At 38.4% G+C, this 17751-nt stretch carries 18 protein-coding genes; 5 read left to right on the top strand and 13 right to left on the bottom strand.

The window, feature by feature from the left end; genetic code table 11:
• Positions 1–7 precede the first annotated feature (7 nt).
• From DWW85_RS06690 to DWW85_RS06670, 5 genes are all read right to left on the bottom strand, one after another.
• Positions 8–625, bottom strand: coding sequence for a DUF2971 domain-containing protein (locus DWW85_RS06690; RefSeq protein ID WP_117808092.1), 618 nt, complete (start codon positions 623–625; stop codon positions 8–10).
• 16 nt (positions 626–641) lie between these two features.
• Complete coding sequence (locus DWW85_RS06685) at positions 642–1637, bottom strand: hypothetical protein (protein WP_117808091.1); 996 nt, start codon at positions 1635–1637, stop codon at positions 642–644.
• A 27-nt stretch (positions 1638–1664) separates the two neighbouring features.
• Positions 1665–1925, bottom strand: coding sequence for a sporulation transcriptional regulator SpoIIID (locus DWW85_RS12905; RefSeq protein ID WP_242996069.1), 261 nt, complete (start codon positions 1923–1925; stop codon positions 1665–1667).
• A gap of 174 nt (positions 1926–2099) precedes the next feature.
• The gene (locus DWW85_RS06675) at positions 2100–2294 is read right to left on the bottom strand and encodes a hypothetical protein (RefSeq protein WP_117808090.1); all 195 of its coding nucleotides are present in this window, start codon (positions 2292–2294) and stop codon (positions 2100–2102) included.
• Between the two features lies 1 nt (position 2295).
• Positions 2296–3219 carry a hypothetical protein gene (locus DWW85_RS06670; protein WP_117808089.1) on the bottom strand — a complete coding sequence of 308 codons (924 nt, stop codon included), beginning with the start codon at positions 3217–3219 and terminating at the stop codon, positions 2296–2298.
• 200 nt (positions 3220–3419) lie between these two features.
• On the opposite strand from DWW85_RS06670, the gene DWW85_RS06665 reads away from it, so the two are divergent.
• On the top strand, positions 3420–4190 hold the full coding sequence (locus DWW85_RS06665) for an arginase family protein (protein ID WP_179960571.1): 771 nt from the start codon (positions 3420–3422) through the stop codon (positions 4188–4190).
• Between the two features lie 17 nt (positions 4191–4207).
• Here DWW85_RS06665 and DWW85_RS06660 read toward each other — a convergent pair whose 3' ends face one another.
• A complete protein-coding gene (locus DWW85_RS06660; RefSeq protein WP_117808087.1) occupies positions 4208–5545 on the bottom strand; it encodes an MATE family efflux transporter in 1338 nt (445 codons plus the stop codon).
• 110 nt (positions 5546–5655) lie between these two features.
• Here DWW85_RS06660 and DWW85_RS06655 point away from each other — a divergent pair, with 110 nt between their 5' ends.
• The gene (locus DWW85_RS06655) at positions 5656–6477 is read left to right on the top strand and encodes a MerR family transcriptional regulator (protein ID WP_117808086.1); all 822 of its coding nucleotides are present in this window, start codon (positions 5656–5658) and stop codon (positions 6475–6477) included.
• A gap of 25 nt (positions 6478–6502) precedes the next feature.
• Here DWW85_RS06655 and DWW85_RS06650 read toward each other — a convergent pair whose 3' ends face one another.
• Complete coding sequence (locus DWW85_RS06650) at positions 6503–7708, bottom strand: lanthionine synthetase LanC family protein (protein WP_117808085.1); 1206 nt, start codon at positions 7706–7708, stop codon at positions 6503–6505.
• A gap of 520 nt (positions 7709–8228) precedes the next feature.
• Between DWW85_RS06650 and DWW85_RS06645 the strand changes: the two genes are divergently transcribed.
• The gene (locus DWW85_RS06645; protein WP_117808084.1) at positions 8229–9914 is read left to right on the top strand and encodes an ABC transporter ATP-binding protein; all 1686 of its coding nucleotides are present in this window, start codon (positions 8229–8231) and stop codon (positions 9912–9914) included.
• 300 nt (positions 9915–10214) lie between these two features.
• Here the strand turns inward: DWW85_RS06645 and DWW85_RS06640 are convergent, their stop codons facing one another.
• Positions 10215–10454, bottom strand: a complete 240-nt coding sequence (locus DWW85_RS06640) for a hypothetical protein (RefSeq protein WP_117808083.1) — start codon at positions 10452–10454, stop codon at positions 10215–10217.
• Between the two features lie 1072 nt (positions 10455–11526).
• Between DWW85_RS06640 and DWW85_RS06635 the strand changes: the two genes are divergently transcribed.
• Positions 11527–12306 (top strand): YlmH/Sll1252 family protein, encoded by a 780-nt coding sequence (locus tag DWW85_RS06635; protein ID WP_117808082.1) that lies wholly within the window; start codon positions 11527–11529, stop codon positions 12304–12306.
• Between the two features lie 229 nt (positions 12307–12535).
• Here the strand turns inward: DWW85_RS06635 and DWW85_RS06630 are convergent, their stop codons facing one another.
• The 5 genes from DWW85_RS06630 to DWW85_RS06610 all read right to left on the bottom strand — a co-directional run bounded on the left by DWW85_RS06630 (position 12536) and on the right by DWW85_RS06610 (position 16911).
• Positions 12536–13804, bottom strand: a complete 1269-nt coding sequence (locus DWW85_RS06630) for a GHKL domain-containing protein (protein WP_117808081.1) — start codon at positions 13802–13804, stop codon at positions 12536–12538.
• The gene (locus tag DWW85_RS06625; RefSeq protein WP_173784027.1) at positions 13801–14523 is read right to left on the bottom strand and encodes a LytTR family DNA-binding domain-containing protein; all 723 of its coding nucleotides are present in this window, start codon (positions 14521–14523) and stop codon (positions 13801–13803) included. The genes DWW85_RS06630 and DWW85_RS06625 overlap by 4 nt, the downstream gene beginning before the upstream one ends.
• A 29-nt stretch (positions 14524–14552) precedes the next feature.
• Positions 14553–14888, bottom strand: a complete 336-nt coding sequence (locus tag DWW85_RS06620) for a helix-turn-helix transcriptional regulator (RefSeq protein ID WP_021944672.1) — start codon at positions 14886–14888, stop codon at positions 14553–14555.
• 297 nt (positions 14889–15185) lie between these two features.
• Positions 15186–15656, bottom strand: coding sequence for a methylglyoxal synthase (locus DWW85_RS06615; protein WP_021944671.1), 471 nt, complete (start codon positions 15654–15656; stop codon positions 15186–15188).
• A gap of 85 nt (positions 15657–15741) precedes the next feature.
• On the bottom strand, positions 15742–16911 hold the full coding sequence (locus DWW85_RS06610) for an NADP-dependent malic enzyme (protein WP_117808079.1): 1170 nt from the start codon (positions 16909–16911) through the stop codon (positions 15742–15744).
• 248 nt (positions 16912–17159) lie between these two features.
• Here DWW85_RS06610 and DWW85_RS06605 point away from each other — a divergent pair, with 248 nt between their 5' ends.
• Entirely contained in the window at positions 17160–17705 is a 546-nt protein-coding gene (locus DWW85_RS06605; RefSeq protein WP_117808078.1) for a DUF6512 family protein, read from the top strand.
• Positions 17706–17751 lie beyond the last annotated feature (46 nt).

The following is a 17751-nucleotide window of genomic DNA, read 5'->3' as shown; positions in this document are numbered from 1 at the left end:
CTCTTTTTCAAAAATACACACTTGCTATGACTACTATTCCCCGAATTTTTAATAAAATATCTTCTCTGTTTTTGTCCAAACAATATTTCACAAATTTTTTATAATACTTTGAACTTGGTACTATTATTTCACATTGTGAATACTCAAAGCAAAGTTCTCCCGGAACTCTCCATTCTCGCTCATGTGTCCAATCTATAATATGCTCTTTATTCGACAAATCCAATTTTACAATTCGCCACCATTCATTCTCGGGCAAATACTCTTTCGCCCGATTTGTTTCGTCATATATAACTGGTCTTCCGTTTTTCTTGTAAATAAAGTCTTTTTGGAATCTTATTCCAAATCCTAAATACCTTATCTTATGATTTTCTTCTTTTCTTAATTTTTCTTCATATTGCAAGTTTTCAGCAATGGCTGTTAACGGAGCCTCTTGCAAACAAACTGCTGGAATTTTTCCGCAAATAAAACCACTACTTGTTTTACTTCCTCTAATTTGTCTTTCTTCAAGAATATTTATCAAATTACGAAATGCTTCTTCAGCAGTCTCTCCCTTTGTTAAATGAGTGACTCTCGATGATAAATCAACACGATATTTGAATCGCTTTCTCCAATTCTTCTCATCCATGTTTTTCATACCCTCTCTAAAATATCGTTTCTTCAATCTGACTTTTTAAATCCACCAAATATTTATATAATAAATTTTTGCAAGAAAAATAATCCATATTAAACGCTTTTTCTGTTAATCCTTTTAAAACGTCTTTCTCATTAATTTCTATTTCTTCCAAAAATTGTCCTAACCCATAATGCGCAAAGCAATTACGTAATGACCTATTTTTCAATGTTTTATCTATATGATAATTTGTTTTATTTGCACTATTCAATTCTTCTATAAAATCACATATGTAATAATATTGTAAATATGCATATTTAAATTTTTGAGGTATTTCTTCAACAAAATATTTATCAAGGAACTCTATTATATAATTGATGTTACACAAAATACAAAAAAGAACAAATCCTAAATTATTTTTCAACTTGATTGGACTATTTCTAAAAAAATGATAATCTCGATATTTGACAATATTATTTCTGTCATCATAACTAAATGGCTCTAAATTTGTATCCAAGAAATAGGCCGCAAGCTTCCCAGTAACAATGCTCAAATCTCTGATCTTAGGACCTATTTTTTCATCTTCTAAAGTATTAAACGGCATATACATTGCACCTAAAATAGTATTGCCACAAACTGCTCCATTACAATAATCCGTTCCCACATTATAATAACCAATTATCTTTTCAAGTAAGCTTCGAATATTGTAAAAATACTCATCACTTTCATGAAATTTATCCAATAGTAATGTTTCATATTCTTCATATGACATTTCAAACAATTTGTGAGCTTGTCTTAATTTTACATAGTATTCTTTTTCTTCATCATTAAATCTCGGTGCATTTAGTCCAATTTTTTTGCACCATTGTTCCGCACCATCCGCAAAAATTCCTATATACGGTATGCTCATCATTACATAATTACTATTAATATTTTTAGCGTTATTTTGCATGTCAACTAACGTATATATAAATCGTGCATCTGATTGAATCAAATCAAATGCCGCTTTTTGTACTTTATTTAGCATATCCTGCACCTTCTTACTTACCTTTTATTAAATAAACATAGCATTTTGAATATTTACAATCAATATTTTTCTAAAGAAAAAGAACGAATACACATCTAAATTGATGGTTCGTTCTCTTTTATCATTTAACCATATATATAATATTTCTATACAGTTCTTTTTTATTACTACCATATGTACCGTGCTTTTGCTTACTCCGAATTTCTTTGCTGTCTGCCGGACAGTCGCTCCGCTTTCTACGATATATTGTCCAATTTCTTCTGCTCTTTCTTCAATATAATCTCTCAAAAAAATTCCCCTGCAAATCTCATTTTTACAATGTATGCAGAGGAATTTTTCTGTATGATGGAAAAATGATATAGATTAATATTTCCTTATTTTCTCAATTATTAACACTTAATATAAATGTTTCTAATCAGAAATCTGATTTAAATCAGATTTCATCACTCACAATGCTTTTACTTATATTTTCTTCGTCTTCTTTACATTAAATGTAATTAACTCAAACAAATTGTCCGGCTTATCATTTACAATTTCACACCATCCATTTTTTTGTAATTCCTCATAAAAACTTGTCCTTAATGTACTTTCAGTAAAAATGTTTACACTTGGATCTTTCTTTTTACTTAAAGAATGAAAAATATCTTTTAACTTCATGCTACTCCTCCAAATATTTTAAAATCGACTTAATATCATCAATGTTTATGGCATGCACGTCCTTATTACGCTTTAGATTTTCTACCAACTGCTTATATTTTTCTCTAATTTCTATACTTTTGATATCATCATAAAAGTTTCTCACTTTTGCTAATTCCGTAACCTGATTTTGGACAATTACCTTATCAAGCTCTTTTAACCGCTTTAATTGCAACAGAGAAGTAATGTAATAATAACCGGACCTTATCACATAATACTTATCATGTTCATATTTTTCATGTTCATTTATACATTTGAGAAACTCTTGTTTTTCAATTGCTATTTTATCCTTAAATCTTCTAATCAAAAAGTCTCGATCAAAAAGTATATTCTTAGTAATATTTAGTATCCATTGGTAGTATCCTTCCTGTCCAATTATTAACTTACCCTCAGAAATAACACTATTTTCATATGGCATTCCAGCTGACGCGGCAAAAAGGAATGATAAATAATCTCGATATACGATATCTATTTGACTCTTATTTCTTTCATTTGCCACTTCGCCAGTTGTTCCTTTATTATGCATATATCTATTCTCATTTTTAGGAAAGCCTAACATAAGAACTATGAAATCATAATCACCATGTAGCCTACTATCTGGAATTACAGATGAACCATACTGTATCAGTAAATAATCTTTATATTCCGGAAAATGCTCTCTCATCGTTTCATTAATTCCGAGTGATTTAGCCAGATCTTCTCTCCAGTCTTTACTATTATAATCTATATTGTTTAAAAGCTCATACAAACTCTTTGGAGCATTTTTAATCTTTTTATATAGCCAAACGATGCAAGCAGTTATAAATGTCGTGACAAGTCCAATAATAATCTCTGAACAATATCCATCCCAACTTTCGAGTATTTTTTTTATAATTTCTTCTATCATTTCTTTTCTCCCCTAAATAAATTAAAATCAAAATAATTATATCAAATATAACAAATAAAATAAAAATTTTATACGAAGCACGAAATAAACTCAAAATGGAATTTCACAAAATATGCAGAAGATTTTTCCTGTATTTCAAATCATGCTATAATAAAAACAATTACTTACAATCAAAAAACATCTACAAGGAAGTCTTACCCATGAATAACAAACCAAACAACTACATCCTGGATTTTACGCATGTATACTGCGATGAAGATATGAAGGATAACCCACGGTTTCACTGGATCGACTGCTCTGACATTGAAGGCTGCGCCCTGTATTGTTCAGATGAAGCCGCTGCCGAGATCCGGAAACGAATCATGCCATATGGAATCAACGGTATCCATTTTATTGACTCCGGGAATTTTCATTATGTAACAAAGATAACAACCGACCAGATCAAACGACCGTTCTCGCTCGTAGTATTCGACCACCATACAGATATGCAGCGACCACTCGTTGACGGAATGATGAGCTGTGGTGACTGGGCGGGGCTTGTTCTGGACCAGAATCCAAATCTGAAACAGTTAATTCTGATCGGACCGGAAGCAGCCGACATTTTCCAGATTGATGCAGTACGCAAAGACCGTCTTCTGACCTTTTCTGCTGAAGAACTAAAAAATGGGACTGCCCGAAAGAAATCAGCAAACATCCTCTCAGGTGTCCCATTTTATATTTCTATTGATAAAGATGTTCTCTCTACCCGTTTCACAGAAACCAACTGGAATCAGGGCGACATGTCACTTGACATGTTGGAACATCTGCTTGGCATCATCTTAAGCCATGAAACCGTATGCGGCATCGATATCTGCGGCGAATGCCAGCCGGATCTGCCGCTCCCGAAATATATGGAAGCCGAAGAAAAGAACGAGCAGATCAATCATGAACTGGTGGATTTTATCCGCATGCATATATATCAGAAAAAATAAAAAGCACTTTCCATCTCTCACCACAAATAACTTTTCTTGCCCCTGCCGATAAAATACGTCTTATGAAATGGCACAGTCACAAGAAGCGTCACCGCTTCTGCGATCGGTACAGCCAGCCATGCTCCATAGATCTTAAGGAAATGCGGTAGGATCAGAAGGCTTAACACCGTAAAGATAAATGTCCGGCTGAATGAAATGATCGCCGACACCTTACCATTTGAAAGGGCTGTGAAGAAACCGGAGGATGTGATATTTAATCCACTGAACAGGAAATTGATCGCAAAGATCTTGAATCCGATCTCTGCCAGTTCAAATGTTGCCGGATCATGTGTGAACACCGTAATGATCCAGGTCGCAAGCGCCTCTGCGATAACCGTCAGAATAATCGCCGATACCGCCACAAAAAGGAATGCAATCTTATAAATACTCCGAAGCTTCTTCTTATCCTTTGCACCATACTGGAACCCAACGATCGGACTGATCCCGATTGTAAATCCCAGATAAAATGCATTGAATAAGAACTGTCCATACAGCAGGATCGAGATAGCCGCAACTCCGGCTTCTCCTGCAAGACGCATCAGAACAAGATTGAACAATACCGTTACAACAGAATTTGAAAGCTCTGATACCATCTCTGAAGAACCGTTATAGCAGGCATGTCCAAGCTCCCGCAAGGAAAGTTTGAATCCGGTAAACCGAAGCTCACCTTTGGAGAACATGAAAAATACAAGTCCGGCAATCGCGGGAATGCACTGACCGATTCCTGTTGCAAGTGCCGCACCTGCAACTCCCATATCACAGATCACGATCAATACGTAATCAAGAACAGCATTTACAATACCTGCACCGATCATAAGCAGCAAGCCCATCGTTGGCCGTCCCGCTGTGACCAGATACATCTGAAACAACGTTTGCAGCATACAGGCAGGAATGAATAAGCTCACCATTCCCAGATAACTTTTACAGTCTGCCAGAAGCACTTCATTGGAACCCAGCAGTCTGGATATCTCTGTCAGGAACATCTGACTGATCACCACGATCACAAGACTGACCAGAATACATACCGTGACAAACTGAGTCAGGCTCTCACATGCTCTCTTTTTATTTCCCTCTCCAAGATATTTGCTAATGATCGCATTTCCACCCGATGCCAGCATCATGGCAATGGCGATCGCCACATTTACTACGGGATATACGATATTTAACGATGATAATGCATTACTTCCGACAAATCGGGATACAAAGATACCATCCACGATGGTATACAACGACATAAATACCATCATGATGATTGACGGTGCTGCAAAGCTCAGCAGCGACCATGGCGTAATGCGACGATTTAATGATTTACCCATTTTAACAAGTCCTCTCCGTTTTATAACACTTTTCTAATTGACAAAGCCAAGCATATACTATAGGGTAACCCTATAGTCAAGTGTAATTTTGAAAATGAAAGGAAATTCAAATGAATAAAAAGATATATATGACGACCGGCGAGTTCGCCAGGATCATGCGAATAACAAAAGAAACCCTGTTTCATTATGATGAGATTGGTTTATTTCAGCCGGAGCTCACCCAGCCAAATGGTTACCGCTATTATTCGATCTATCAGACCGAGATCCTTGACACCATCCTTTTATTAAAAGACCTCGGTATGCCGTTAAAAGAGATCAAACAGCAGCTTGCCAACCGTGATCCGGCAAAGATGCTCCATATATTAGAAGAACGTGAACATCAGATCAATACGGAGATTGCCAAATTACGCTCCATGGAAAAATGGATCTCGCAGCAAAAGAGCAAGATCCATTTCGCTATGCAGATCGATCCGACAGCCATCTTTATTGCTGACTTCCCGGAACGATACTATCTCTATGCAGAAGCACCGACCGCTACAGATGCTGAACTGTATCGAAAAACCGATGACCTGATCAATCTTCTGCTAACGGTCGGTTCTACTTTTAAAAATGATTATGATATGGCATATTTCCAGCATGCTTCCCATATCGAATCAGATAAGTACGCTGTCTATGATAATGTCGCCCTGTTGTTAGATAACAAGCCTTACGGGCTTCCTGTCCATACCTTGCCTGCAGGAAAATATCTCACCGCCTACCACACCGGTCACTGGGATACGATCGGCGATACTTACGACCGCCTGATGACCTTTAAACATGAGCACAACATCCATACTTCCTCTGAATATCTGGAACACAATGTTATAGATAGCTTCACTGCCGAAGACCCGCAAGACTACATTACCGAAATCACTGTAGCCTTAGAAGCATGATCTACATTTTTATATAAGGCTCCGCTTAAAACTTCTCAAAGAAATGATATTCGTACAGGTTGGTCAGCTTCTTACCTGTCAGCGCCGCATAGGTACGAAGTAGCGAGGATGCACAACCTGCCACACCAACATACAGTCCCGGATAGCTCACAACTCTGGTCGGGATCGTTCTCCACCAACTGTCATACCAGGTACGAAGTCCCGGTGTCCGGTGATCCGAATCGGAAAGCATCACATCAGCCGTACGGATCATATAATCATAGAACTCTTTCTCTCCGGTATATTCATACATGGCAGCAAAATGCTCCAGAATACCTGCTGTTCCACAGCACTGGCACTGGCAGTTCCAGAAGCCCCAGGAATGTTTCTCCGGCGCACCGGCACGGACGATACCGCGCGATAATTCGATCGTCCAGTTCCGGTAGATCTCCTCTCCGGTAATCTCATACAGTTCACGAAATGCCTGCGTACTTCCAACCGGGCCATGACATGTACTGAGATAATATTTGTCATACGTCGGACCTGTTACCGGATGATCCTGATATGGAATCAATCGTCCGGTTTCATCTCCAACTGCGATATTCATTGCATATGTAAGTCCTTCCTTTGCCAGCTCCAGATATTTCTTTATACCGGTCTTACGGTAAAGGATATCTAAGAATACGATAAATCCGCCATCTGCGGTGATATCCTCCTGATCACTCCAATGCAGTCCTCTCTCATCGGTTACTGCTGCTTCAAGCAGGACATCTGCAACATATAATACATAATCCCGATACTCCTGTTTTCCTGTCACCTGATACAGGTCTTCAAGGAAATATGCCTCACCAACCGGGCCATTGTAAGGGCCTACCGCCCAGCCCGGAACCGGAATAATACCCTTTACCTCTGAATGAAGCGTCGTCTGATACCATTCCACGCCAACCTTCGTTGCAATGATATGCGCCGCTGCTTCCTCTGCCTCAGTCAGCCAGCGTGTGTCTCCGGTTGCTTCATACAGCCGAATAAAGAAAATACCAATACCTGCCGAACCGTCATACATACTCTTCGGCGTAAATAACGGAACATCCTCCCGGTATCCATCCTGTCCTTCCGGCAGAGCCTGCCAGATTCTTCCATATTCCGTCTTAATCGCCAACGTATCGATCCATTCCGCCGTATCGATCGCCGCTTTCAAATAATCTTCTGCTGTATTCTTTTGAAAAATCTCCGGTGTAATCAACTTCGCCATATCTTCGTCTCCTTTGTAACTTTATCCTATGCTGTAAAAACTTCTCACTCTATCCCAGTTTATCTCGCTGTTTATTTTCTCTTTCTCCAGCCATTCCTGTTTCAACGTTTTATTTCCTAGTATTTCTATATGATAATTATACATGCATTTTCAAATTAAGCAAGCCCTAAAATCACACCCAAACTATAACTATACTATTAAGTGTCCTTTTCATTACATTTTGTATCGTGTTATATCGTTCTCCCCTTATTTACGAACTCTCATAAGGGAAAATAAGGGAAAGAAAATCTGGTAACAAATTATAGAAATGGCGCTAGAATATTGGGACTTGATATGATAAGATTAACGGAAATACTTTATTTGAAAGAGGTGAGAACGATATGAAATATATCCGAGATAATTACTCAGTACAGTTGATGTAAACTGTTGGCAGATTGTGCTGAGGTGAAAATAAACTTGCTAGCAGTCGTTAACTGTACTGTCCAAATGATTGAAATACAATATATAAAGGAGTACAGTTATGCGCTATATAAAAGAAATTCTAAAGAATAACAGAATATGGGTATTAGCTTACATTGGACTAGGTATATTTAATGCATTTATGGCTAATTACAAGACGGACTATTTTCAGAAGGTTATTGACGGATTGGCGACTGGAACACTTACATTTGCAGGAGTTATAACCTACGGTCTTATTTTGCTGGTAAATTATTGTATGAATTATCTGGATAATTATCCAGAAAAGAAATTGGAGTATGGTATTTATCTGGATTTTAAGCTTTTGTCGCTTAGAAAAATAAGTACAATCGATTATACGGAATATCAGAAAATAGGTACTGGAAAACTTGTTCAAAGGATCGAGAATGGCTCATCCGCAGGCAGAAATGTAGTATTCAATTTCTGGTTACGTTTGATTCGTGATTTACTTCCTACCATTGTTTTTAGTGTATATTTTATTTGGAAGATTGATAAAATAATTACTTACATTTTGTTTGTAGGCTATATGCTTATTTTTATAATAACCAATATTCTACTAAAGTTTCTATACAAAATAAAAGAAAAGATTTTGAACAGTGAGGAGCTATTCAATCATTTTCTGGTCAGGGGCTTTATGGAAATGTTGGTATTCCGTATGAGCAAACAGTTTCCGAGTGAAATAAAGAAAACTCGTAGTGCCAAAGAGAATATTGTTTCATCAAAAGTAAAAATGAATATGATTCATGAAGCATTTTTTACAATATTTGCGCTACTTGTGGCAATGTTAGATATTAGTATTTTATTTTACGCATGGAAAACAAAAAATCTTACAGTGGGTTCTATAGTTGCACTCATTGCGCTGATTGAAAATGCTTACACGCCGATCGCTATTTTTAATGTACTTTATGTTCAATATAAATTGGACAAGGCATCCTATAAGAGATTTGAAGAATTTTTAGATTTAAAAGATGATAATCAATTAAGAAATGGTAACGCAATTAATACGGACATTGGTGAAATAGCGATAAAAAACTTATCGTTCCAATATGAAGAACGGAAAATTATTGATGATTTGAGCCTGTTCATAAAAAGGGGACAAAAAATAGCTTTTGTAGGAGAAAGTGGCTCTGGAAAATCCACTGTGATTAAGATATTACTGGGATTACTAAAATACAATCAGGGAGAAATCTGCTTAGGTGATATGGAGTTAAGTGGAATTTGCCTTAATAATTTGTATGACAAAGTCAGCTATATATCGCAGGATGTTCCCGTTTTTGATGGAACAATAAAAGAAAATCTGGTATTTGAAAAGAACGTGTCAAAAGAACAAATGCTGGACGCATTGAGTGAAGTGCAACTATCTCATTTGGTTGAGAATCTTGCGGAAGGCTTAGATACTGAAATTGGTGAGAAAGGAACCTGCTTATCAGGTGGAGAAAAACAAAGACTTGCCTTCGCCCGCTTGTGGTTTGAAAACCCTGAACTTGTCATTTTGGATGAAGCAACATCTGCAATGGATAATTTAACAGAAGAGATTGTAATGAAATCGGTTATGCAAAAAATGAAAGATAAAACGGTCATTGCGATTGCACATAGATTAAATTCCATTGCCGGTTTTGACAGAATTATTCTCTTTAGAGAAGGGAAGATTGTCGGACAAGGGACTTTTGAAGAACTATTACATACAGATTCTTATTTTAAGGAACTGTATAATGCGAATGTTCAATAATAGTATTTGTTACATTTGAATTTGTAAAAAATTTAAAGTGGCTGGCGCTCTTGCATTTTAGTGTTTGAACGACAGCCACCCAACAGAAATTCACACTATTTTAAGCGAATAGTTTTTGCTTTTGTAGATATTCGAATTGCCTTTGTACTCATATTTTTTCACAGATGCATTATCTAGTTGAACATCCCCTGTAATGAATATAAGTAAGATTTTCGTTATAAAATACAGCTTGCCAGCATATGCGGGCGCATGTTTGAGCCGGAGGCGAGTTTGCGCAGGAGTATATGCGAATCAGGCAAACTACTGCTCATCCTCCAGCATCTCCCGGTCCTTCTCCATCTCCTGCACAACCCCAAACGTCGACAGCTCATCCGCAAATTCTTCCATATAATCCTGATAATGCTCCACCAGCTCCGCCTGAACCATATCCACGCACTTCTTTTTACCCAAATGATGCTTCTTATCCACACCATGCTTCCGGCTTGAGCGCATCCCCGGATATTCCTGATCTGCAGTCCTGTTTCTTCTATTAAATAACATTTCCCTATACCTCTTTTCATACAAAAAGGAACCGCCACACATATAAGCCATTCCCGTTTTCTTTCTTTATAAAAGAGTATCGACATCCAGAGAGCGATTTATACCATTCAGTCTGTTATATCAATTAAATCATAAATAAAAACCCGGGAGAAATTAAAATTGTGTATAGAAAGGGCTTGAGCCCCAGTAATTAATACTGAGGCTCATTCTTAAAGGAGAGGTCATGGAGGATTCCAAAAAGGGGGGGTTTGGGGGGGTTTGGGGGTTATGGGGTACATTACATCGTAATATAGGGATTATACGAATTCGTGCATTGGGAATCCTCCATCATATCTATTCAAATGTTAAGTAATTGTCTTTTTTTAACTTACTACACTGTAGTAACTTCTTTCAAGATGTTCGTTTTTATTTCCTGTCCATCTCTTATGGTGCTATGATAACAAATTCATTCAAATTTGTAAATATTGCATAATAAATAAAGTTTTCCGGGTTTTATGGTTCTTTTTGCACAAATTTTACTATATATGATAGCTTTATGAATATTTTGACGGATTTTGCCTGTCTCATTTTGTCAAATTTACTATTTCTTTACTCAAACAGCCAAATTCAATCAAATAAAATTTGATTTGCGTGCGATACTTTTCGACATTTTACGATTTTTTACAGCAGCAAAAATTTGAAAATATTGTGAAAAATGCCATTTTTTGTTCAGGATACTTTTTTATATCGCGAAGCGTTTATATTTTCTTCTTAAAAAATAAAATCCGGAATGTAACAATACCTAATTTCTCCGTCAGATATAAAGAAAAAGGAGCTCAAAACTGAACTCCTCATCTTTCGAAAAAAATACTATGCAAATATATAACGTCTGTCACAATCTTACTGACCCCGTATTCGGAATCCTCTTCTATCGCGCCAGACGCTTTACACAATATATACGTTTGTATAGATTTTGTCAAGAATATTTCAAAAAAGTTAAGATTTCTTTCCCCCCTTTACAAATTGTTCCAATAATCCTATCATTCTACATAGATTGAAAGAACACAACACAGCCGCGCAGGAGGAAAACCACATGAATACAGATGCATTATTACAGGGACGATTCAAGGATCTTGCAAATAAAGCCTATCAGAAGAATATCTATACCTTTACAAATTTTCTGTCTGCATCCGATCTGGATATTTTCTATTCTATCCTGCCGGACATCAACCATGTACCATATCAGATTTTCGGTGGCCGGGAAGGATGTGACCGTGTTATGATCCGCTTTGGATCAGAGGATATGACCGGATATGAACTTCCATTTCCGATCACCATACTTCAGATCACACCATTACTGGACAAATTTTCAGACGAGCTGACTCACCGCGACGTTCTGGGTTCTCTGATGAACCTCGGTATTGAACGTGAAATGACCGGTGATATTGTTATGAAAGAATCCTCCAGAAGCGGAAAACGAAATACCGCTTATGTGTTCTGTGTATCTTCGATCGCAAATTACATCACTGATAATCTTACCCGCATCAAACATACCAATGTCCGCTGTATCATCTGCCCGGATGATGACCTGCCGGATATTGTACCAACACTGGAAGATTTTCAGTGCATTGCCGCCTCAGAACGGATCGATGCTGCCATTGCTTCTATCACGAAGCTCTCCAGAAGCCAGACTGTCGCCCTGTTCCGTGAAAAAAAAGTATTTTTAAATAATCGCATTCTTGAAAATAACAGCTATAACCTAAAACCGGAGGATACTCTGTCCATCCGCGGTTATGGCAAATTCATCTATAAAGGCTGTGGACATGAAACCCGTAAAGGCAGGATCTATCTGACGTTTGAACGTTATGTCTGAATCAATACATACAAACAGTGCAGACCTGAAGCAGCTAAGCGAATCTCCCGATATGCTGTGCTTCCGGACCTGCACCATTTTTGACATCTTATAAATTTTTCTGGTTTATTTTTTTATGTTGTCACTACCCTCCTTCCATTTTGTTTATCGGAATCCCTTCACATATCCCGTAACATCACTATACAAAAAAGCACCTGCCCAAAACCGTTGATGTAATAAATAGCATGTCTCAATGTAACTTTTGGTATTGCAGTTCCAAAAAAGCACGCACTACATACTCGAATTCACTCTTTTTTATTTCAAATGTTCCATTATAAAATGCCACTACTTCCTGCACGATCTGAAGCCCCAGACCATGCGGATTCCGCTCCGCCTGCCCATTACGCAATCCGGGTATTTGCTTTTCTGCCCCACCGACTGGTCCGCTGATCTGTATGCTGTTTGCCGTCATTTCCTTGATCGTATTCCTGCATACGATCATAAGATTGCTCCTGTCATATAAAATCTTGATCCCTATTTTTCCCCCACGAATCGTATATTTTACGGCATTGTCCAGTATATTTCCAAGCAGCATATTCAAATGATGGTCATTGATCGCAAGATCGATCGGCACTGATATCCATGTCGTGATCTCAATTCCCCGTTCGGATGCTTCCCGCTTTTTATAGGACAAAATTGCATCGATCAGAACATGCCCGGAAATCACCTCCTTTGCCACCACAACTGCCAGTGCCTTTTCATATTCCTGATGCAGCAGCTCATATTGACCATTTTCCAGATACACACATTCCAGCATATATTGCTTCTTCAGGTCATGACGAAATTTCCGAAATTCCTGCCAGACCTTTCCCAGAGAAAAACTATATGCCTTATACTGTTCTGCTTCCGCACGCATCGTCCGGACATTCACTTCCCGTATCTGTCCATTTCTTTCCTGACGATACAGGTTACTGGATAATATATTGACCGCATACAGAAGCAGTACAATGGCCGGAAAATGTTTTCCTCCACATGCCGTCCGAAAATGTGTAAACAATGCCAAGGTTATTACCGGAACACAAAATACCTCCACAAAATCTCCAAACGTCACCTTATACTGCAAGACCAGTAGTGGATCCGGACAAGTCTCATCCATATCGGGTGCACCAACATTTGCATGATGACTTCTCCACAGCATTCTCCACGCCAGAATATTCAATTTTATAAATACTAAAAGGATAATTCTTGAAATAGATACAGCAGATATCTGAAGCCTTATAAAAGTTTCTTTTCCAACATCAGCATGGCTTCCAACCATAATAAAATAACGATAAACAAGCTTTTCCGCAGCGATCATAAACACTGCCAGATAAATGCCTGTAACAGCCGCCTGTTTCCATGGATATTGAGATTTCCCGGCTATTTTCCTGCATTTTCCGGATATACAGCCAGAACTTCCAAATAACCGGATTGTCCAGATATAAAAAAGATTAGATGCCAGCGACAGAATAGAACTCAAATGCCTGCTCCCCCGATCCAGTCCATATAATATTCCCGGACATATTTCTTATTGTCTCTGCTGATGGCAAGCTCCATCCCATTACTCATGATAACTTCTGAGTATCGAAGCTCCCTGATATGACTGGTATTGACCAGATAGGATTTGTGGATCCGGACAAAATGCTGCTGGTGCTCCTCCAGATATTTTTCCAGATTCTCAAGTTTATCATAAAATTCAAATATTCCGGAGACACAAACAGCCGTGATCACCCGGCGGTTACTCTCCAGATAAATAATATCTCCAATGTTAATAGCGTAATACGTGCGATTATAATAGAATGGAAGAATTTCCATATTGTTTCTGACATGACATATAATTCTGTCAAGCAAAGGAAGAAAGGTCTGTTCATTTACCGGTTTATCTAAAAACTGAAATGGCTGGACATCAAAGGCCGCCCGATAATATTCACTGTACCCGGACACAAATACAAGAAGCATAGATGGATACTGTTTCCGAAGCTGTACTGCCACCCGGATCCCATTCATCTCCGTCAGCTCAATATCCAGAAATACGATCTGATACATCCCGCTCTGGTCGATCTCCATCAGCAGCTCCTCGCCACTGCAAAATGTATCAATCTGAAAATTGAAATTACAGTTTCTCATATACGTTGCTGTCATCTGACTGATCTCGTCCAGAACATGCTGCTCATCATCACAAACCGCAATCCGAATCATAATATTCCCCCCCATAATATAATTTGTACTTATTTCATCATTGCTGTAAGTTTATCAAGCATATATAACAACTGTTCTGTTTTCTCAGCCCCAAATCTCTGATATGAGATATGTTTTTTCTTCTCGTCATCCCCAATTTCATAATCCATATACAAACTGTCCTGAAGAACATAATCAGCAGATATCTCCAACGTATTGATCAATGCAACAAAACAATCCAGTGACATATCTGCCTTACCTGTTTCGATCCTGCTGATATATTTATCACTGAGTTCAGTCAATTCTCCCAACTGTTGCTGGGTAAGACCTTTTTTCTTTCTTGCTTCTTTCAACCGTTGTCCTAGAAACGTTCTGTTAATCTTCACTAATCTTTCTCCATATTGCTTTCCGGATTAATATGCTTCAACCTTCTCTTTTGTATTCTGTCAAAATTTGTCTTTTTATAGAACAAACCAACGAAGCATTTTCTAACCAGCAGTAGAATTTCTAAATTGTTTTTTGCGCAGAGCGTTTTTTCTTTTCATTTTTTTCTGCATACAAAAACAGTGCCTGACCGATACAACCATTTCCACGAATCCACCGTGAATCTGACAGTATTAAAACCAGGCACTGTTTTTATTTTTATATGTTTGTCTTTCCTGTAAATTTATAAGATATACCGTTTACAGACTTTCTGCACGTTGTCTGATATTCTTCTTGAAATTGATCACCTTATGATCGTATTCCTGATCCATGTATTTGGAATTGATCATAAAATCTGCAGTCGACTTGTTATTTGCAATTGGAATATCATACACCTGCGCGATACGAAGCAGCGCTTTTACATCCGGATCATGTGGTTGTGCTGTCAGAGGATCCGAAAAGAAGATCACCATGTCGATTCTGCCCTCTACGATCTTGGCACCGATCTGCTGATCACCGCCTAATGGTCCGCTGTTGTAACCTCGCACCGGCAGTCCTGTCTTATCTGCGATCATCCGGGCTGTTGTTCCGGTTCCGCAGAGAAAATGATTTTTCAGTATGTCCTTATTATCATTACACCACTCGATCATCTCAGCCTTTTTGCTGTCATGTGCGATCAGTGCAATATTCTTCTGTTTCTCAATCGTAAGTGTCACAAAATCATCTGTCATATTAGGTCTCCTTTCTGTCAAAACCTGCTTACCTTATAAGAATTACCACGACATTTCTGCCAGTGGACATTTCTGCAAGCCTTTATTATTTTGTTATACCAAGCTTATGTGCTTCATCCGCAACTGCCTTGGCAACCACCTTTGCTACTCTGTCATCAAATGCACCCGGAATAATATATTCTTCATTTAATTCTTCATCGGTTACAATTGATGCGATTGCTTTTGCTGCTGCCATCTTCATTTCCTCTGTAATTCCTGTAGCCTTTGCATCCAGTGCGCCACGGAAGATACCAGGGAAAACCAGAACATTGTTGATCTGATTTGGATAGTCAGAACGTCCAGTCGCCATAACACGAACGCCACCCTTCTTTGCTTCCTCGGGCATGATCTCCGGTGTCGGATTCGCCATAGCAAATACGATAGGATCGGCTGCCATGGATGCTACCATCTCTGCCGTTACGATATTCGGTGCTGATACTCCAATAAATACATCCTTCCCCTTCATGATCTCTGCAAGATTTCCGGTCTGTCTGTCTTTATTTGTGATCTCTGCCATATCTGCCTGTGCCGGATTCATCCAGTCCTGACCCGGACAGAGTGCACCCTGCTTGTCAACCAGAACTACATTTCCGATGCCAAGCTGAAGAAGCAGCTTACAGATAGAGATACCGGCTGAGCCTGCACCATTGATTACAACATTTGCCTTATCAAAATCTTTACCTACCAACCTCAGTGCATTGATCAGACCTGCGGATACAACAATAGCTGTTCCGTGCTGGTCATCATGGAATACAGGGATGTCCAATTCTTCCTTCAATCTTCTCTCAATCTCAAAACATCTTGGTGCTGATATATCCTCCAGATTGATACCGCCAAATACAGGAGCGATTCGTTTTACGGTTTCTACGATCTCATCTACGTCCTTTGTATCAAGACAAATGGGAAATGCATCTACTCCACCAAATTCCTTAAACAGGATAGCTTTTCCTTCCATAACAGGAATCGCAGCCTCCGGTCCGATATCGCCAAGTCCGAGAACTGCAGTTCCATCGGAAACAACCGCTACCATATTGCCCTTACATGTATATTTATATACATCAGCCTTATTGTCACGGATCTTTCTGCATGGCTCTGCAACACCCGGTGTATATGCTGTACTTAGATCATCTCTGTCCTTGATCTTTACCTTTGAAATGACCTCAACCTTTCCTTTATTTTCTTCATGCATCTTTAAGCTCAGGCTATTGTAATCCATTTGTATACATTCTCCTTTTAATCTCTCATTATTTTCTTATGCCAGACTGCTTGACTGCCCGCATTTCTGCATGCTTCTGTTCATGCATATATTCTGTTTATACGGAATATAATATATAGATATAATAGCACAAACAAGCAGTCTGCATCAATGAATCCTGCTAATTATTATGGTAAAAATATAATTCTATTTTTAAATACAAAACTGCTTCTGCGCTTTATGAAAATCTTACAAGGAGAATCATTCTTATGTATCATTCCGGCAAATATAACTTTTTTATCTGGGGTATCTTTTCTTCGATCTGTATTGTCATTCTCGGAAGTATCTGGCATTTTCTTTATGATATTCTTGGAAAAAACAGCCTCATTGCCTGGTGTGCTCCGATCAATGAAAGTATCTGGGAGCATCTGAAGCTTACCCTGTTTCCGACTCTGATCGTCATGTTGATTCTTTATGCACTGCACTACATTCCCGATCAGCCTTCTATTCATAAAGTTATCCTGATGATCTCAACCGGTATCTGTATCGCCAATCTTATCATTGTAAGCATCTACTATGTCTTATCCGGCGGCTTCGATCGTACCAGCATGGCGATTGACTTGACCGCCTATGGAATCGGTATTCTTGCCGGGCAGTTCTTAAGTGCCATACATCTGCTGCCACTTCATCGGATCCCCAAATGGATATATGCCATCGGCTATATATTCCTGATCGTCCTTATCATAATTACGGCTGTATTCTCTTATAATATCCCGGATTTTCCAATCTTTGTTCCATCCGATCAGACGGTATGAAAAAAAAGGAGACAGTCACCCCACCTGCTATGGGTTGACTGTCTCC

It is taken from the genome of Clostridium sp. AF17-21AC, from assembly GCF_003461365.1.
In the GTDB taxonomy this organism is placed as follows: Bacteria; Bacillota; Clostridia; order Lachnospirales; family Lachnospiraceae; genus Coprococcus; species Coprococcus ammoniilyticus.
This window is presented reverse-complemented; position numbering and strand designations above follow the sequence as displayed.